The sequence below is a fragment of the Clostridium sp. HBUAS56010 genome, from assembly GCF_007115105.1.
GTDB lineage: Bacteria > Bacillota > Clostridia > Lachnospirales > Lachnospiraceae > Lacrimispora.
Map to the genome: position 1 here is coordinate 1 of NZ_SULJ01000011.1, position 17,557 is coordinate 17,557.

A 17,557-nucleotide genomic window follows, 5' to 3' on the forward strand; every position below is an offset into this window, starting at 1 on the left:
CATTCACAGTCATCAAACATGACTGATTTTTTAGAATTTTCAGGGTTTTACATACTGTTCAATCTTCTGTTTTCAAAGTGCTTTGTTGTTGTCCTGTCGATCAGCAACTCATGTAGTATACCATCTGGCTTCCCGTTTGTCAACAACTTTTTTATTTTTTTCAGTCAGTTTTATTTGACTGCTGATGTGGAGTATTCCGCATCGGAACTATAATATATCATGTACCAATATGATTGTCAAGGGAATTTGTTCCATTTGTTCAAACAATTTTTACTCTTCTGTTTTCTCTTCTATATATAGTAGTAATACGGATACTTTCACGCTTGATAGATAAGACTAAAAAATCTACAAACAAGAATATTCCGGACTCTGTTTGTAGATTTGTTTTAATTGGTCATAAGATAAATACAACTTCTTTCTTACTGGAAGCTCTGGAGAGCCCCTAAAACCAGCAGATTGAGAAAGTTATGGTTATATAAATAGGACAGCCATCTGCTGGACTCAATCTGCCTTGAAAGCGTAAGCCCCCATGAGGTTCCTGAAAAGGCAGTAATAAGAATACAGATCAGCCAGATAAAAACAAGACCCTGAATTCCTCCAAGCAATGCTCCTGTTATTTTATTAATTCCTGACAGGATCGGAAGTTTCGCAATAATATCCAGCCATCTAACGATTAACCTTATAGCCAGATGTACAATGGCAAAAAGGACAACAAAACCAATTGAATTTAAAATCTTATTTGCAAGATAACCTCCAATATAGTCTGCAAAAGCCTGAACTCCTAATAACTGATACATCTCATTGTTATTATTCTCAATAAGAGCACTCTTCATATTCTGAGGAAGATTCAGTTTTTCAATCACGGTTCTTTGCACGGATGGGATCTCAGAAGAATTATCAGGCAAGTCCTGTTCTCCTGATAAACCTACAGTCTTTTTCATATTTTCCGATATTGTCTGCTGAAGATGGGTGTGATCTTTCAAATAACCCGTTACCACCGGCAGAGAAACCCGGACAATCGTTAAAGTAAGTATCAGTGCAACCATTGATACTGCCAGCCGGATAAACCCTTTGCGATGACCATAGAGAACCATACCCAGAAGATAAATACCGGCAATGATTGACAGCCAATTTTCCATATATAACCTCGTCATAGATTTTCACCAAAAATAATATGATTAATCGCAGAAGCAACACCGCTTTTCTCGTTGGTTTCTGTAATATAATCTGCTTCTTCCCGTAACTGATTAATACCATTACCCATTGCTACTCCGACTCCAGCCATGCGAATCATGGTAATATCGTTTTCTCCATCTCCGATTGCCATCGTCTGCTCATATCCAATGCCAAGACGATCAGCCAGACGGCGAATCGCCTCGCCCTTTGTTGCGCCAGGTGCATTGATCTCCAGATTGTTAGGAATGGAAGATGTAACCAGGATATTATCTCTTTTATCCAGTTCCGCTCTTATTTGTGCTCTTTCCGCCATATTGGCAAAAAACAAATTAATCTTTTCTACCGGTTTATGAGTCTGCTTTACATATTCAATAATGCTTGGATAGACATCACGGGTCTTTTGCACCATGATCTTTAATTCATCAGACAGACCATAGTCAGACAGGTGATTATAAAATCGAGGCTCTGTAATTCCACGGCGTTCAATATAGGGATCATACATCACATGGTGGGAATCAATAAAATACAACAAATCCAGTGCTTCTTCAAAAGGAATCATACAGGTATCCAGTGCTTCTTCCTTTTCCATATCATAGATGACCGCTCCGTTGGTTGTAATTGCATAGCGGACTCCAGGTATCTCTTTTACCTCGTTTGGAACTCCGTCAACTGCCCTGCCAGTGCATGGAACAACCCATATTCCGTGTTCCACACATTTAGACAGTGCCTGAAGATTGGCTTCGGACAGTTTTTTATGATCATCCAAAAGCGTTCCGTCAAGGTCTAATGCAATAAGTTTAATATCCAATTTTATACTCCATTAATATATGAAATGTTCTTCTTTTAAAACCAGCAGTCCATCTTTATCATACTTTGAGGAAAACAGGTTTTTAATTCTCTTTCCTAAAGATGGTTTTTCTGCGCGATCTGCTGCACTCTCTATCAGACTCTCTGCATTGGCTTTATTCAGAGGAATTCCGTCTTCTTCCATAATTTCAATACGCTCGTATAATGCAAGCATGCTTTTGCCTGTAATGCTGCAGTCAATCTCATTGGCATAACGGCAGGCATACTGAGCAAACTCATCTAAATCCATCTCTTCCTCAGAATATGAATTCATAGGCTCAACTGCATTCTGGTCATTATAATGTTCCTCATCATATACAGCGGGTTGAGGAATTTCGTTATACTGATTATAAACAGGCTCTGAATTATAACGCGCTGAGCGTTTCTTTGCCTCCTGCTTATGACTTTCTGGTTTTTCAAAAGCAGGCTCTGCTTCAGGAATATACTGAGGCTGTGCGTATTCATCATAAAATTCTTTTTTCGGAATCTGCCCGTTATAAACTGGTGCCGGATAGTCTGATGGAGAAGATGCCTCTCCGCTTCCAATACACTCAAATTTACGAGCCAGAACTGGATGTTCTAAGTGGAGCATCTCCATCTGCTTTGGATTATCAATGAGCACTACTATCATGCCGCTATTATCCTGATCCATTAACTGGTTCAATTCTTCCAGTGCTTCCTGGCTAAGATCTCCAGCCTCTTCTATAATCAGGTCTTTTCCCGCCAGCTTATCTGCACAGGAAAAAATTCCTCTTTTTGATAGCTTGGAGCCGGTAATTTTAGCAACCGGGTTCTTTACACCATTTTCTTTATGGATCTGCTTTAACGCTTCTACAGCCATATGAAGTCCCTTTTCAGGGGTTCTTGCTTCTATCATCAGATGATTGCGGACCGGAACTTCCTCATCTTCCTCATACAGGTCTTCAAATTCCAGATCCTCATCCTCAAAGTCTTCGGGAATATTTTCCATATTCTCATTTTCCTCTGTCTGAGAAAACGATTCTTCTATAGAGTGAAACTGACTGGATACTTCTTCTCCAGCCAAAAGCGAATTCAACCCTTCTGCTGTTGCCGCTGCCTGTCGGGCTGCATAATCGGGACTTTCTAAACCATCGTCAAATTCATCATAGGAATCATTCTGCCCATACGCACTGCTTATGGAAGTACTTTCTGTTCCCGCTTCTAATGGCTCCTCTTCAAACACAGGGTCAGGAAATGCCTGAACAGGTGCTTCATCAGGAATATAAGCATTCTCCTGTCCACCTGCCATTGACAGAGGGCGTCCCACTCTTCGAATATCTTCCAGCACTCTTGTATGTTCGATCTTGCTCTCTTCTTCTTGAAATGGTTCATTGTAAGAAATCTTTGACATCTCTCTTGCCAGAGTCTCCTGAACATCAGCTTCCTGCATGGAGGTCTCAAATCCAGAAGTAATCGCAGGGTCCTGATACATCAGTTCTTGTTCCTGATCAGGCTCTGGAGTTTCATCATAATATTCTTCTTCCGGCTCTGGATCAGACTCTTCGTACACAGCCTTACCTGTCCGGTATTCCTGTTCCACTGCCCGAAGCTTTGCTTCATACTTATCTCTGTTTTCTACAAGATCCATCTGATAATTGGTTAAGGGCGCATATTGAATCTTTAGATCCATAGCCTTATCCACATATTTGCCAAGCCCAAACATCAACATAATCTTATCGCAGGTCTCTACACAGCGATCCGGCATTCCTGCCAGACTATACAATTCAGCTAATTCATAAAGCCACTTTTCATCCAGTTCCACACTGGTGTAGGATTCCAGGGAATGAATGAGCTGCTGGGCTGGTGCACCTTTCAGTTTTAAAATCATATAACGCAAAAGCTGCTGTCTGGGATCCTCGGAAGCAAGGTCGCCAAACTCTTTATAATAAGCTTCCGCTTCCTCAACGTTCCCTTCTTTAATCGCCAGTTCTGCCAGTTTATAAAGCAGACGTTTTCCAATGGGGGCACGTTCAAATGCCTGAAGGAGAATATCCTTAGCCTCCTGATATTCTTCATTCTTCTCATATACCATAGCTACCATGGACAGCAGATTGGTATTGCGGACTCTTCTCCAGTCTATTGTATCAGCTATTTTCATAGCTGTCTCATAGTCGTTTTTGCCGACCAGTTTTTTGATCTGTTCAACCTTTATATTAAACTCGTACTTATCCATTATTTATCTCCTAATGAGTCAAGCGGTATGCCTGCATATCCAGTTGATTCATAATATTAAGGCTGAAAGGTGTATCTCCCTCCACCTTATATCTCCTGACAAAGCAAATGAGTTATAACTCAACCCTGCCTTCCAGGGCCCGTAATAACGTTACCTCGTCTATGTACTCCAAGTCTCCTCCAACGGGAACTCCGCTGGCAATTCTGGTAACCCTTATTCCTGTTGGTTTGATCAGCTTACTGATATACATGGCTGTTGTTTCACCTTCAAGGCTGGAATTGGTGGCAATAATCACCTCATCTACGTCTCCCTGCAGCCTCTGCATCAATTCTTTCAGCTTTATGTCTCCAGGTCCAATTCCAAGCATAGGGGAAATGGCTCCGTGGAGCACATGATAAACGCCTTCAAACTTACCAGTCTTTTCATAAGCTGCTAAATCTCTTGTATCCTCCACAACCATAATTACCTTGTGATTGCGCTTTTCACTTTTGCAAATGGGGCATCGTTCCTGATCTGTCAGAGTAAAGCATTCTTTGCAGTAATGTACATTGCGTTTTGCTTCTGTAATGGATGAAGCAAGACCTGTCACCTGTTCTTCCGGCATATTAATAATGTGAAATGCCAGACGCTGTGCAGATTTGCTGCCAATGCCCGGAAGCTTTGACAATTCTTCGATCAATTTGGTTATCTGACTGCTGAAATAATCCATAATTAAAACGGAAAGCCGCCGCCCAGGCCGCCAAGACCGCCTGTAAGCTTTGACATGGCGGAACTGCTTTCTTCTTCCATCTGACGGAACGCTTCGTTTGTTGCAGCCATAATCAGATCTTCTAACATCTCAATGTCATCAGGGTCCACAACCTCTTTTGACAACTTCACAGATGTAACTTCTTTTTTACCGGAAACAGTGACCGTCACAGCGCCTCCGCCTGCTGCCGCTGTATATTCCTTTTCTTCCAGAGACTTTGTGGTCTCCTCCATCTGACGCTGCATCTTCTGAGCCTGTTTCATTAAATTATTCATATTGCCAGGCATTGCACCTGGAAATCCGCCACGTTTTGCCATGGTTTATATCCTCCTGATTTTCCTGTTTTATTCTTTCTGTTTTATTCTTCGATTGTTATATCCATTAAAATGTTTTCTTTTAATTCTTCTTCGCTGACGTATACAGTATTAAGCCTCTCGGCTCCGTCTCTGAGCCTTGTCTTAAAAGCAATGGACTTCCGGTAATGATCCTCCACATATCGCTCAATCTCCCGTATGGTGGTTTCCCGGCTTCCAATCATATAGTTGCTCTGATCAGAAAACACGACACACAGACAGCTTTCTCCTGCAGGCTCCACAACGGTATCCCGGAAACTCGCCCGGATAGGACCACCGAGTTCCCGCGTAATCTTCCCCCATTCATTCCGGATTAAATTCAAATCCTCTAACTGTCCTTTGGGAAGAGATACGCGCTCTGCTGCGGCCAGTTCCTGAACCGGTTCTTCCTTTTGATGAACCTCTGCTTTTGGAACAATTCCCTGTTCCAACTGCTTCTCAATATTTTTGATCCGCTCAATCAGCGAATCCAGATTCTGTTCCATCTGAGGACGGGTCAGCTTAATGAGAGTGACCTCAATGAGGACACGTTTCTGGGAAGCGTACCGGAGCTGGTTTGCCAGATCGGAAAATACCCGGATGTACCGGAGAATCGTCTCCTGGTCAACGGATCTTCCGTCCTCCCTTAGTAGAATCTGATTTTCCGTAGACATATCAAGGAGAGCATCTCCTCCATCAACAGACTTTAAAATAAGAAGATTCCTTAAATACCAGATAAAGTCAACGACAAACTGACCTAATTCCCTTCCCTGAATAACCAGCTCTTCCAGACAGGAAATGCAGTCCTTGGTCCGATTCTCGGTGACTGCCCGGAACAATTTACCAAATACAGTAATGTCTACAGCACCTAAAACATCAAGAACATTATCATAGGTAAGTACTTCTCCGTAATGAAATGCAATACACTGATCCAAAAGGCTTAATGCGTCCCTGAGAGCACCGTCAGCGGCTTTTGCAATATAAGTAATTGCCCTGTCCTCCACCTGAATCTGTTCCGCTTCTGTAAGATTCTTTAAATGTTCCGCAATGATCTCTACTGTAATCCGCTTGAAATCATATCTCTGACATCTTGATAAGACCGTTACCGGAATCTTCTGGACTTCTGTTGTTGCCAGTATAAAGATGACATAGGAAGGAGGTTCTTCCAACGTCTTCAGCAGTGCATTAAATGCTCCTGTAGAAAGCATATGAACCTCATCAATAATATAAACCCGGTATCTTCCCTCTGTAGGAGGATACTGGACCTGGTCCCGTATCTCTCTGATGTTTTCCACACCGTTATTGGATGCAGCATCAATCTCAACCACATTGAGAGATGCACCTGCTGCAATATTCTTACAAGTCTCACATTCTCCGCAGGGACTTCCGTCTGAGGGGTGTTCGCAATTGACCGACCTTGCAAAAATTTTTGCAATACTGGTCTTACCGGTTCCTCTCGTTCCACAAAACAGATATGCGTGTCCGATACGTCCGGATACAATCTGATTCTTTAATGTCTGTACGATGTGGTCCTGCCCTTTTACATCAGAAAAGGAAGAAGGGCGCCACTTGCGGTACAATGCCGTATATGACATGTCTATAAACTCCTTATTCGTCCCCGAAACTAATTCCTATCATCTTTGCTTCTTTTACAATAGAACACTGGGGATCGACTGTTTTTAATTTACCGGCAATCTCGGAAAGGGGTATCTTTACAATCTCATTGTTCTGAACCGCCACCATATTGCCATAATCTTTGTTCTTAATAAGCATAGCCGCTTCTGCACCAAGTCTGGTGGATAAAACCCGGTCATAAGGGCAGGGATCCCCGCCTCTTTGCATATGTCCTGGTACTGTAACCCGCACTTCCTGACCTGTCCGCTCTGTAATCATAGCACCGATCTCATAGGAAATGGACGGATAAACGACTCCGCTCTTTTTCTTTTCTTTTAATTCTTTTTTTGTCAGAGAGGCATTCTCTTTTGATATGGCTCCTTCTGCAACGGCTATAATAGAAAACTTTTTGCCGTTCTTTGTTCTTGTCTTTAAAGCGTCAATCACAAGATCAAGATCGTAAGGAATCTCCGGCAGAAGAATAATATCTGCTCCGCCTGCAATGCCTGCATATAATGTAAGCCAGCCCACCTTATGTCCCATCACTTCTACAATAAATACCCTGCCATGGGAGGCGGCTGTGGTGTGAATACAGTCAATGGCATTGGTTGCCACATTCACTGCACTCTGAAAACCAAAGGTAATATCGGTTCCCCACAAGTCATTGTCAATTGTCTTTGGCAGGGAAATTACATGAAGCCCTTCTTCCCGCAAAAGATTGGCTGTCTTCTGGCTCCCGTTTCCACCAAGTACAATCAGACATTCAAGCTTTAACTTCTTGTATGTGTGCTTCATGGCTTCCACCTTATCGAGACCATTCTCATCCGGTGTACGCATCAGTTTAAAGGGCTGTCTGGATGTACCAAGAATGGTTCCGCCTCTGGTTAAAATTCCCGAGAATTCCTCCTGCCTCATCACACGGTAATCTGCATAAATAAGACCTTTATAGCCATCTTCAAATCCTACAATCTCTATATCGTCGGATAGCCTGTACAGCGCTTTTGCAACGCCACGCATGGTCGCGTTTAAACTCTGACAGTCTCCCCCGCTTGTAAGCATTCCGATTCTCATCATGAAAGCGCACCTCTTTTTTATTTGGTTTTTTGAGAAATAGGTACTATTATACCCATTTTATTCTCAATTATAATACAAAGGGGAATGGCGGGCAAGGGAAAACTTCATTATAATAAGAAAAGTAAGAAAATATTAAAAATGATATTCAGGAATTGTAAAAGACACCGCAAAACAGGTTCCTGTTCCCGGTGTCTGAAATCTTATATTTAATCCGTGCGTCCCACTTTGAACCACTATCACAGGCGTTACCCTGACAGTTAACTCAGTCCAGGCTCCCTCACGGCACACAGAAACATTCATTTAGTGCTGCTGCATTCCTGCCCTGACACGGTTCATGAAGTTCTGTTGCGTAAGACCCAAACGTCATCGCCACTTATCAGGGGCAGCCCTGCAATAGCAAGCCCTGGGTGAGACATCACCCCTGCTAGAGCGGATTGCAGGTACAGGGCACCGCTATCTCCCCGGCTGCACGGAAGCTTTATGACATATTTTGGTTTAATCGCTGTTAAGTATACATGGAAATGCGGGTATTGTCAAGGATTTACCGGGTATTTGGCTCTTCCATTTTTTGTTTTTTCTTTTCTCTTAACTCTTTAAAAAATGTTTTCATCATGAGAGAGCATTCTTCCCCTAAAACGCCAGTCTTTGTCTCCGCCTGATGATTAAACCGTTCTTCGTGAAGCATATCAAGAATTGACCCGGCGCAACCGGCTTTCTGATTCATGCAGCCAATCACTACTCTGGGAATCCTCGCCTGGACAATGGCTCCGGCACACATGGGACATGGTTCCAGAGTAACGTACATGGTACAGTCTTCTAATCTCCAGTCTCCCATTTTCTTACAAGCTTTTTTTATGGCATTGATCTCCGCATGGGAGAGAACGTTCTGATCTATGGTCCGGCGGTTATAACCTCTGGCAATGATATGATCCTCATAAACGATTACGCAGCCAATGGGAACTTCTCCAATGGCACTGGCTTTTTTAGCCTGTCCTATGGCTGCCCGCATGTATTTTTCATCTGTGGTCATGTTCATTCCTCTTTAAAATTTATTGTGGTATAATGGTAGTATATCACGAAACAAAGGAATGGTGAAGATATGAAACTTTGCGGTCTGCAAAAGACAACGCTTCTTGATTATCCCGGACATGTTGCTGCAACCATTTTTTCAGGCGGCTGTAATTTCCGGTGCCCTTACTGTCATAACAGCGGTCTGATTTATGGAAATGCTCAAGTCCTTTATACAGAAGCAGAACTATTTGATTTTCTGAAAAAGCGGAAAGGAATTCTAGAAGGAGTCTGCATAACCGGAGGCGAACCGACTTTGCAGACAGACTTGGAACCTTTTATTAAAAAGATTAAATCTCTGGGATATTTAATAAAACTGGATACAAACGGATATCAGCCGGAAATTTTAAAACGTCTTGTTTCAGAAGGGGTCATTCATTATGTTGCAATGGATATCAAAGCAGGACGGAATAATTATGAAAATGCGTGTGGTATTACCAACATCAATATGAAAGCAGTAGAAGAAAGTGCCCGCTTCCTGATGGAGGGACATGTATTATGGGAATTTCGTACTACTGTAGTAAAAGGAATTCACACAGAAGAGGATTTCTCCGATATCGCCCTGTGGCTGCAAGGTCCCTCTTCGTATTTTCTTCAAAGCTATGTGGATTCTGATGAAGTACTATGCGGCGGACTCCAGGCATTTTCCAAACATGAATTAGAGCACTTTCTCCGCATTGTACAGCCTTCGATTCCTAACGTTTCCCTTCGGGGGATTGACACTTGATTCCGTACAAAAAGGGGGCTGGATCAGCCCCCTAATTTAATATCTGTATACCAAAAACCAAATCTTCCATCTTCTACCGGCTGCTGCTTTGAAAGAACAAAATTGGGGAAGCCAAACATGGATGCCATATATCTTTCATTGCTATAATAATGGCCCGGAATTCCCAGAAGATACCGAGGCATTCCTTTGGGATTGTTTAATTTTGCAAGTATTAAGTAACGATAATTATAATATCCATGGAGAAGGAAGCTGTTATTGCCATAAACCCATGCCTCTCTTGGTAAAAGACCGATATCCTGCGGTTTAATGGTCAAAATCTCACATCCGTCTTCATAGTCGAATGCCAGAATCCTTGTATGTTCCCGTTTCAGTTTATCCCACACCAGTTCATGGGGACTTTCTTCCTGATCCTCATTTTGAAGAAGACGCTCCAGTTCATCCTGATCTCCAAGTTTTGGTGTTTCTGCCTGATCCTTTGGTTCCTCTTCTACAACTGCATCTACCCGGTGAAGAATGGTTTTTCCAGGGGAAAGGGGTTCTTCCTCATACGCATTCTCTTCCTCAGCCGCTTCCTGACTCACAAGGTCACTTTGAGTCTCCGCAGAGATATCTTCCCGAACAGATTCTTTCCATTCCTGGGATATGGGACCGGTTGGTCTTAAATTTGGATCGGATACTACAGGTCTGGACCTTTGGGGCACTCCGGGAGCCGGTCCCGTGGAAGACGGAGCCGGGTTCTGCCACCAGCCCGGTATAGGACCTGTTGCAAATGGAGCCACACCCTGATTCCAGCCTGCTGTGGGACCAGTAATTGTGGGACCCGGAACAGTTGCTGGCGGAGGTCCTGTCATGAGCGGACTGGTTCCCGGTATCGGTCCTACCATAGCAGGAGATGCTACAGGCGCTGTTGTCATTGGCGTCGGCCGGGTAATGGGCATCGGTCCTGTCATGGTCGGAATACCAGATCCATCTTGTTCCACTGGACCTGTCGTTCCATCCTGCTGTGCCTCCAGAGATTCAGAGCTGTCTTTTTCTGATTCTTCCTGGCTTTCAATGACAGAGTCCTTCTCTGGCTCTGCAACAGTATCCTCTTGGTTCGTCTCCTCTTCTTCCACTTCAACAGACTCTTCTCCTGTCTCAGTTGAAGGTTCCGATGACTCCTTTTCTTCTGTAGTCTCACTTGACTGCAGCGGAAATTCTTCTTCGATCTCACGAACCGCTTTCTTTATCTGTTCTTCTGATATTCCAGGACGATCCTCTTTGGAATCTGCGGAGTGTGCTTTTTTTAATTCCACTTCTGCCGCATGGGCAACCGCATCTTCCCAGATGGTTGTGTAAGACCGCCATGTATTTTTAACGTCGTGGATGGTCAGTCCAAAACACTGATCCACGGTAACGCCGGAATGCTCCACATCAGTCGATGATACTACAGTTCTGAATTCACCAGAACCACCCCGAATAAATATATTTCCAAGGTATATCTCCTGTTCTCCGGCTAATAAGTACACTCCTATGTCATTGCCTCCAACATAAATCCGTTTGACACTTACCGTAATCTTGCATTGGATTCCTCTCGTCTCTATCTTGGCAAATCCGATGTTTTTTCCTTTGATTCCTCCTTCGTAGGCATAAATATATGAGATTAGTCTTCGATAGTTAGACATGCCACCACTCCTTTATAGTTATTTTATGCACAGGGGTATTTTTCCATGACAAAAATTATTTAATATTTCCCCATTTATGCGACATTTGCGTGCCCATGCAACAATTAGATAAAGCCTTTTTAGTTAGGAAATACCCCATATTTGCCCCATTTACAATCTGAAAGAAAAAAAGAGCCGATAACCCGGCCCTTAAAATGCACTTGCGATTTATTCCATTCCTTGCGCTTTTGCATCGTCTAAAACATGAGCATACCTGTTCATAGTCATTGCGTAGTCAGAATGTCCCAGTATCACCTTAAGTACCTGTGGGTCCATTCCTGATTCTATTGCTCTGGCTGCAAATGTATGCCTGAAACAATGCGGTGTAAACTTCTCAAACTCTATTCCTGCATTATTAATTATTTTAACAATCCGTTTTATTTCATTTTCGACTCTCCCTCTGCTAATGGGTAAACCATTATGCTTATAGCTTAGTGATTCTCCATAGCCTTGCCGTACCGGGACCACGAAAAAGTGTGAAGTTTCCAAGAAAGTTTCCAGTCAACCAAATCCGAACCATCTCCTTTTTGGAGAGCAAACGCTCCTGGGCAAGGGAATACCAGTTGCTTATAAGGTATGCCCATTCCTTGGGCTGTACTTCCTTTGCTGACTGCTTTGGGGGAAGCGGATTCATCATTCTTCTTGAAAGCAGTCTCAATTTGTTTGAAACGATATCCTTAAACAAAGGTTCTGCTTCCATTTATAACTTTCACAGTGTCATGAAATCGGAAGTTTATTTTCAGCAATTCCAAGCACGGTTAAATGCGCCCCCTCAATTAAATCAGGAATCCTTTTATATTTTAAAGGATATCTTCTATACAAAGAAATCAGACCATGATATAAAGTCATTTGAAGGTCGTGAACAGCGAAGACAGCTACAGACGGTTGATGTTCAGAAAGCAGTTCAACTCTATGCCATTAAACATTATGCCTATAACTGTCAGGGTGGCTTTACCACAACAAAGATTCCCCTTGCTTCTCACGTTGCTCCATTGAAAAAGACACATTTACTATATCAGTCTATCGAACTGTCCAATTACTACTACCGAAAGTTCCTGATAAGCCACTTATATGAAAAGGATTGCTTTATTATCATGGACCCTCCATACTTGCAAGAGTTCCGGGTACAAAAACAAAGTTATGAATTGGAATTTACTGACCGCCAACACCGCAGTATGCTACAGCTTTTAAGCAGACAAGACTACCCTGCAAAAGTGGTTCTTTGCGGATATAAAGAAAAAGAGAATGATATGTATAGTCGTTACCTGAAACGTGCCCCTGTTCCATGGCATTGCATTTAGTTTAAGCGAGCCGGACAAAGTAAGAAGAATACGGAATCCAGAGAATATATTTTGTGCAACTTTGAATTAGCAGACTTGTGCTCCGAGTACCCCCAGTTTTTTCATCTGATCTACTAAAAATCACTTTCTGCCACCTAGAGAAGCCCAATCCAGTATCAGAATTCGATTTTGGTTCGTTCGCTAATCATTTGTATTTAGAATCTTGCATTTTTTGCCTCATTGTGTTATATTATAATCACAAAGAAACAACCGCCCCTCTACAAGGGGTTTGGCCTGTTAAATAACGATAGAAAATCCACCCTATTAACCGCCAAAGTTTACAAGGGTGGTTTTTCTATGCCCATTTCTGGGACTTTATATCCCTTTCAGGATATTTATGAAAAACCTACTTACGATTATTAAATATAAAAGTAAGCAGTGCAAGAATGAACATTCCAAAAGCCATCCGGTCTTTAACATCAAAATTCATTTGCTTCCTGTTTTTTGAAGTTATATTGATAAATAAAATATTTTATCGTACTATCTTCATATAAAGAAAATTTGCAATATTCAAAGAAAAATCGTCAAATTTTGTTTCAGGATTTAATACTCTGCCTGAAAAGGAACAAGCTTTATATGATAAGGCTTATATAGCTAGAGATATTAGTAAATCGTGTTTTATATGGACAGCCATTATGGCTGTCGGTGCGTTAGGTTCTCTTATTCTAACACCTTGTTTTGCCATTGTTGCATACGCTGTCTGGGTGGTTTTATTTTTGAAAGATATCCACTTTGATACTCATAAAGCATTTGAAAAATACCTATTGAAATAATTGCTTATTTCCAGCAAAAAGCTCATGAAATCTTTGTAAATAGGAAAGGTTCATTTAAGGGTATATCGTGTACCGGATTGCAGTAACAATATATGAAATGGATAAGAAATAGAATCTTTTACTTTTATTCCAAATCCCATTGCACGCATGTTATAAAAATGTTATCCTGTTATAAGAATAGAATGAAAAAATTTTCCGTTTCTATGAAAGGGGTAAGGAATGAAGATTTATCAGGCAAACGATTATAACGATATGAGCAGAAAGGCTGCTAACATTATTTCTGCGCAGATTATCATGAAACCGGATTGTGTGCTGGGGCTGGCAACTGGGTCCACTCCCGTGGGAATCTATAAACAGTTAATTGAATGGTGCAACACGGGAGACCTGGATTTTGCCCAGGTTAAAACCGTTAATCTTGATGAGTATAAAGGACTATCCAGAGACAATGAACAAAGCTACTTCTTTTTTATGAATCAGAACCTGTTTCGCCATGTAAACATTGATAAGGCGAATACCAATATCCCAGATGGAACGGAAACAGACGCACAAAAAGAAGCTGCCCGCTACGAAAACACAATCAAGAATCTGGGCGGAATTGATCTCCAGCTTCTGGGGCTTGGGCATAACGGACACATCGGCTTTAATGAACCTTCTGATATTTTTCCAAAGGACACCCATGTTGTGGATCTGCAGGAAAGCACCATTGATGCCAACAAACGTTTTTTTTCTTCCATAGAGGAGGTTCCCAGACAGGCATACACCATGGGGATCGGCACGATTATCAGAGCCAGAAAAATTCTGCTGGCAGTAAGCGGTAAGGATAAAGCTGACATTTTACATGATGCTATTACAGGACCTGTTACTCCTGCTATTCCGGCTTCTATTTTGCAGCTTCACCCTGATGTTACGGTTATTGCTGACGAAGCAGCACTCTCCAGATTTTAGTCTTTTTATTGACGTTCTTTATTCAATATGCTATAATAATGCAAATTCTTTTTGAAAAGGAGGTGAGACGATATGAAACTTCTCTCAATGAAATCAACTTCATTATGGTTGAATCTTAAGTTTATTTCTGTAATTTTCTGTAACTATGGACCGTCCGTGTATAAGTGCGCCCATTTTTACGAAAATTACAGCGTCTCACCTCAGATTTCATCTGACATCCGGTAATCTTTTTGTGGATTTCTGAGTCATGATCTGACCGACGCTGCAAGTGTCGGTTTTTTTGCCCATTTTTCGTATCATAGGCGTTCGGAAACGGACGGAAACAGAGTTTAACTGTGAAAAACGCAAAATGGAGGATCTGTTTTCATGAAATGCTTAAAAGATATTCTTTCCGGCTATGGTTCTTTCTTCAAAGCCATAGGTTCTACCACAACAATCTGTGCAAAACAGATATTTGACGGGGCATTCTTATACGTTGCAGGCGGTTATGTGGTGCAGGCAGCTCAGTTTATTATGCTAATTTTTATCTGGAGATCCCTGGAGAAAGGAGGCGCCCTCTCCTTTGAGACTTCTCTGGACCAGCTTTTGACCTACACACTTATGTCAACTATTTTCCACCAGGAACTCAATATTATCTCTCCCGCGACTTCTTCTTTATGGGAAGGTTCCATTATTGGAAGATTTCTTCGTCCTATGCCCCTAAACGCAAGCTTTATTGCAGAAACCATAGGACGTTACTGGATCCCAAACTTTATTTTCTTTGGTCTTCCACTTTGGCTGATGTCTCCGCTTTTTGGAATCCGGCCTTTTCCGGCAACCCCCTGGTATGGGGTTCTTGCCATTTTAAGTCTCCTGCTGGCTGCTTCTCTTGGATTTGCCATTGACCTGCTTTTTGCGGCTTTTGCCATGCACTTGAAAAATGGATGCTGGGCTGCTTTGGCGGTAAGAGAGGCAATCTATGCCTTATTATCAGGGGAGATGATTCCGTTTTCTCTTTTTCCCAAAGAAATCGGAACCATATTTTCGCTGCTTCCTTTGGGTTCTATTGCTCATGGACCGCTGACCATATACACCGGAAATACCAGTACACCATTTCTTACTTTGGGACTTCAGATTTTCTGGAATGTCCTGTTATGGATTGCTGCAATCCGGATTTTTGAAAAAAGTAAAGAAAGGATGGTTTCATTTGGTGGATAATTTTAAAATACTATTTCGTTTATTTTGTTTATACGGAAAAATGGATTTTTTGTGGTTTCTTCGGGATTTCAGATATTTTGTATTACAACTGGTTTCTGACTGTATCAGCGGAGGATGCACCATTGCAGGAATTTATCTCTTATCGGCAAACTTTGAACATTTTGCAGGAATGAACCGGGATGAGATTCTATTTATGATGGGTTATTCTGTTTTGGTTGATGGAACTTTTATGGTGTTTTTTGCAGGCAACAATGCGGGGATTATAAGCCGGATCATCGGCAGAGGACAACTGGACCACGCTCTGCTCCAGCCGGTTCCTCTCTGGACAGAACTGGCAACTCAGGGGTTTTCTCCATTTTCCGGCTCTCCGATGTTTCTCTTCGGTGTGGGACTTACCTGGTATGGGGTTTGCAGATCCTCGGTTTTAATCAGTCCTGGCTTTCTGATACTTTTGGTCATCTATGTACTTTGCTCCTGCCTTTTAATTATATCTTTTTTATATCTGCTTTCCTGCATGGCTTTTTACGCACCAGCAGCGGCTGAGGATATTGCGGCAGTCGGAAAGGATATGTTTTCCTCTTTGAAGTCCTATCCTCTTGGCAATATCAATCCTGCAGTGAAACGGGTCTTTCTGACCGTACTGCCAATTGGACTTTCTGCCTGGTTTCCTGCTGTTATTCTTTTAAAGGCGGGAAAAGAAGGTTTTGACACCCTTCCCATACTATCTGCAATTGCTTTGCCGGCAGTGGCAACAGCATTTTGTGCGACAGCAATTTTATTTTTCAAGAAAGGAATGAAACATTATGAACTCTTTGGTTCCCCAAGATACACCGGCTTTGGTCATAGATAATGTAACAAAAATATATTCCCAGTGGCAGAGAAGCGGAAAAATAATTGATATCATTAAAAATATATTCCGCCCGGAAAAACGGTCAATTGCAGCGCTGGATCAGGTATCCCTTTCCATTCAGCCCGGAGAATTCGTGGCTTATGCGGGGGCAAACGGAGCCGGAAAAAGTACTACCATCAAGATTCTCTCCGGTATTTTAATGCCCACAAAGGGAACGGTAGAGGTCCTTGGCTTCAATCCTCAGACTGATCGGATTGCTCTGATGAAACGAGTGGGAATCTTATTCGGACAGCGGACGGAATTGTGGTGGGATCATCCCGTAATTACCAGTTTTGAGTGGAAAAAACAGGTTTGGAACATTCCTGACAATGTCTATAAGAAAAATCTTCGTATGGTTACAGAACTGTTAGACCTTTCTGATATTTTAAAAACTTTCGCAAGAGAATTGAGCCTTGGGCAAAGAATGAGGGCTGATATTGCCATGCTGCTTTTACACAGTCCGGAACTTGTATTTTTAGATGAACCGACTCTGGGTCTGGATGTACTTGCCAAGCAGCAAATGATTCATTTTTTAAAGAGAATTAACAAAGAACAGGGAACAACCGTTGTGGTCACAAGCCATGATATGGATGATTTAGAACAGATGGCACAGCGAATTGTATTGATTAACAAGGGAACCCTGGCTTTTGACGGAAGCTTTGACGATCTGCGAAGCCTGTGCGGAGGATTTCACCGCATTGTTCTATCCACACCTTGCGAGTGCGCTTCTCCTTCTCTGAAAGGCTTGAAGCTGCTTCATGGGGAAAATGGGACTCATGAATATGAATTTGACCCTGTTAAAATTCCAATCAATGAAATCCTTGGAAGCCTCTCTCATTTTCCTTATATACAGGACATTGAAATCAAAAAACCACCGATTGAAGATGTGATTGCAGATCTCTATTTAAGCTGGAGAGAAAAATAGTGATTG

18 protein-coding genes and 1 other RNA gene are annotated in these 17,557 nt (G+C 42.1%); 7 read left to right on the forward strand and 12 right to left on the reverse strand.

Annotation, left to right across the window (positions count from 1 at the left end; all coding sequences use genetic code 11):
• Positions 1-419: 419 nt before the first annotated feature.
• From FAY33_RS15055 to tadA, 9 genes are all read right to left on the reverse strand, one after another.
• Entirely contained in the window at positions 420-1,139 is a 720-nt protein-coding gene (locus FAY33_RS15055; protein WP_143322063.1) for a CvpA family protein, read from the reverse strand.
• An 11-nt stretch (positions 1,140-1,150) separates the two neighbouring features.
• Positions 1,151-1,984 carry a Cof-type HAD-IIB family hydrolase gene (locus FAY33_RS15060; protein ID WP_143322064.1) on the reverse strand — a complete coding sequence of 278 codons (834 nt, stop codon included), beginning with the start codon at positions 1,982-1,984 and terminating at the stop codon, positions 1,151-1,153.
• Between the two features lie 12 nt (positions 1,985-1,996).
• Positions 1,997-4,216, reverse strand: coding sequence for a hypothetical protein (locus FAY33_RS15065; protein ID WP_143322065.1), 2,220 nt, complete (start codon positions 4,214-4,216; stop codon positions 1,997-1,999).
• Between the two features lie 112 nt (positions 4,217-4,328).
• Positions 4,329-4,925, reverse strand: coding sequence for a recombination mediator RecR (recR, locus tag FAY33_RS15070; RefSeq protein ID WP_143322066.1), 597 nt, complete (start codon positions 4,923-4,925; stop codon positions 4,329-4,331).
• A gap of 2 nt (positions 4,926-4,927) precedes the next feature.
• A complete protein-coding gene (locus FAY33_RS15075; protein WP_143322067.1) occupies positions 4,928-5,281 on the reverse strand; it encodes a YbaB/EbfC family nucleoid-associated protein in 354 nt (117 codons plus the stop codon).
• 41 nt (positions 5,282-5,322) lie between these two features.
• Positions 5,323-6,891 carry a DNA polymerase III subunit gamma/tau gene (dnaX, locus tag FAY33_RS15080; protein ID WP_143322068.1) on the reverse strand — a complete coding sequence of 523 codons (1,569 nt, stop codon included), beginning with the start codon at positions 6,889-6,891 and terminating at the stop codon, positions 5,323-5,325.
• A gap of 13 nt (positions 6,892-6,904) precedes the next feature.
• On the reverse strand, positions 6,905-7,984 hold the full coding sequence (locus FAY33_RS15085) for an ATP-dependent 6-phosphofructokinase (RefSeq protein ID WP_143322069.1): 1,080 nt from the start codon (positions 7,982-7,984) through the stop codon (positions 6,905-6,907).
• 211 nt (positions 7,985-8,195) lie between these two features.
• Positions 8,196-8,457: signal recognition particle sRNA large type (gene ffs, locus FAY33_RS15090), an RNA gene on the reverse strand.
• Between the two features lie 68 nt (positions 8,458-8,525).
• Entirely contained in the window at positions 8,526-9,014 is a 489-nt protein-coding gene (tadA, locus tag FAY33_RS15095) for a tRNA adenosine(34) deaminase TadA (protein WP_143322070.1), read from the reverse strand.
• Positions 9,015-9,083: 69 nt separating this feature from the next.
• Here tadA and FAY33_RS15100 point away from each other — a divergent pair, with 69 nt between their 5' ends.
• Positions 9,084-9,779: an anaerobic ribonucleoside-triphosphate reductase activating protein gene (locus FAY33_RS15100; protein WP_143322071.1), complete on the forward strand. Its 696-nt coding sequence runs from the start codon at positions 9,084-9,086 to the stop codon at positions 9,777-9,779.
• A gap of 23 nt (positions 9,780-9,802) precedes the next feature.
• Here the strand turns inward: FAY33_RS15100 and FAY33_RS20160 are convergent, their stop codons facing one another.
• Both FAY33_RS20160 and FAY33_RS15110 read right to left on the reverse strand, forming a co-directional pair.
• Entirely contained in the window at positions 9,803-11,443 is a 1,641-nt protein-coding gene (locus tag FAY33_RS20160) for a hypothetical protein (protein ID WP_143322072.1), read from the reverse strand.
• A 207-nt stretch (positions 11,444-11,650) separates the two neighbouring features.
• Positions 11,651-11,971 carry a tyrosine-type recombinase/integrase gene (locus FAY33_RS15110; protein ID WP_243126776.1) on the reverse strand — a complete coding sequence of 107 codons (321 nt, stop codon included), beginning with the start codon at positions 11,969-11,971 and terminating at the stop codon, positions 11,651-11,653.
• Between FAY33_RS15110 and FAY33_RS15115 the strand changes: the two genes are divergently transcribed.
• Positions 11,959-12,783: a hypothetical protein gene (locus FAY33_RS15115; RefSeq protein WP_143322074.1), complete on the forward strand. Its 825-nt coding sequence runs from the start codon at positions 11,959-11,961 to the stop codon at positions 12,781-12,783. The genes FAY33_RS15110 and FAY33_RS15115 overlap by 13 nt on opposite strands.
• Positions 12,784-13,168: 385 nt before the next feature.
• Here the strand turns inward: FAY33_RS15115 and FAY33_RS19990 are convergent, their stop codons facing one another.
• On the reverse strand, positions 13,169-13,252 hold the full coding sequence (locus tag FAY33_RS19990; RefSeq protein ID WP_347562709.1) for a putative holin-like toxin: 84 nt from the start codon (positions 13,250-13,252) through the stop codon (positions 13,169-13,171).
• 76 nt (positions 13,253-13,328) lie between these two features.
• Between FAY33_RS19990 and FAY33_RS15120 the strand changes: the two genes are divergently transcribed.
• The 5 genes from FAY33_RS15120 to FAY33_RS15140 all read left to right on the forward strand — a co-directional run bounded on the left by FAY33_RS15120 (position 13,329) and on the right by FAY33_RS15140 (position 17,551).
• Complete coding sequence (locus tag FAY33_RS15120) at positions 13,329-13,595, forward strand: DUF3784 domain-containing protein (RefSeq protein WP_143322190.1); 267 nt, start codon at positions 13,329-13,331, stop codon at positions 13,593-13,595.
• Between the two features lie 219 nt (positions 13,596-13,814).
• Positions 13,815-14,540, forward strand: a complete 726-nt coding sequence (nagB, locus tag FAY33_RS15125) for a glucosamine-6-phosphate deaminase (RefSeq protein WP_143322075.1) — start codon at positions 13,815-13,817, stop codon at positions 14,538-14,540.
• Between the two features lie 366 nt (positions 14,541-14,906).
• A complete protein-coding gene (locus FAY33_RS15130) occupies positions 14,907-15,737 on the forward strand; it encodes a hypothetical protein (RefSeq protein ID WP_143322076.1) in 831 nt (276 codons plus the stop codon).
• Between the two features lie 40 nt (positions 15,738-15,777).
• Positions 15,778-16,587: an ABC-2 family transporter protein gene (locus FAY33_RS15135; RefSeq protein ID WP_243126778.1), complete on the forward strand. Its 810-nt coding sequence runs from the start codon at positions 15,778-15,780 to the stop codon at positions 16,585-16,587.
• Entirely contained in the window at positions 16,541-17,551 is a 1,011-nt protein-coding gene (locus tag FAY33_RS15140; RefSeq protein WP_143322078.1) for an ATP-binding cassette domain-containing protein, read from the forward strand. Before FAY33_RS15135 ends, FAY33_RS15140 begins: the two co-directional genes overlap by 47 nt.
• Positions 17,552-17,557: the final 6 nt, after the last annotated feature.

What these genes read in the sequence shown, in the direction of transcription:
- FAY33_RS15130 (WP_143322076.1), top strand. Translation starts at nt 14,907, where the DNA reads ATGAAATGCTTAAAAGATATTCTTTCCGGCTATGGTTCTTTCTTCAAA.
- FAY33_RS15135 (WP_243126778.1), top strand. Translation starts at nt 15,778, where the DNA reads ATGGATTTTTTGTGGTTTCTTCGGGATTTCAGATATTTTGTATTACAA.
- nagB (WP_143322075.1), top strand. Translation starts at nt 13,815, where the DNA reads ATGAAGATTTATCAGGCAAACGATTATAACGATATGAGCAGAAAGGCT.
- FAY33_RS15085 (WP_143322069.1), bottom strand. Translation starts at nt 7,984, where the DNA reads ATGATGAGAATCGGAATGCTTACAAGCGGGGGAGACTGTCAGAGTTTA.
- tadA (WP_143322070.1), bottom strand. Translation starts at nt 9,014, where the DNA reads ATGACCACAGATGAAAAATACATGCGGGCAGCCATAGGACAGGCTAAA.
- FAY33_RS15075 (WP_143322067.1), bottom strand. Translation starts at nt 5,281, where the DNA reads ATGGCAAAACGTGGCGGATTTCCAGGTGCAATGCCTGGCAATATGAAT.
- FAY33_RS15055 (WP_143322063.1), bottom strand. Translation starts at nt 1,139, where the DNA reads ATGGAAAATTGGCTGTCAATCATTGCCGGTATTTATCTTCTGGGTATG.
- FAY33_RS15140 (WP_143322078.1), top strand. Translation starts at nt 16,541, where the DNA reads ATGAACTCTTTGGTTCCCCAAGATACACCGGCTTTGGTCATAGATAAT.
- dnaX (WP_143322068.1), bottom strand. Translation starts at nt 6,891, where the DNA reads ATGTCATATACGGCATTGTACCGCAAGTGGCGCCCTTCTTCCTTTTCT.
- FAY33_RS19990 (WP_347562709.1), bottom strand. Translation starts at nt 13,252, where the DNA reads ATGAATTTTGATGTTAAAGACCGGATGGCTTTTGGAATGTTCATTCTT.
- FAY33_RS15100 (WP_143322071.1), top strand. Translation starts at nt 9,084, where the DNA reads ATGAAACTTTGCGGTCTGCAAAAGACAACGCTTCTTGATTATCCCGGA.
- FAY33_RS15065 (WP_143322065.1), bottom strand. Translation starts at nt 4,216, where the DNA reads ATGGATAAGTACGAGTTTAATATAAAGGTTGAACAGATCAAAAAACTG.
- recR (WP_143322066.1), bottom strand. Translation starts at nt 4,925, where the DNA reads ATGGATTATTTCAGCAGTCAGATAACCAAATTGATCGAAGAATTGTCA.
- FAY33_RS20160 (WP_143322072.1), bottom strand. Translation starts at nt 11,443, where the DNA reads ATGTCTAACTATCGAAGACTAATCTCATATATTTATGCCTACGAAGGA.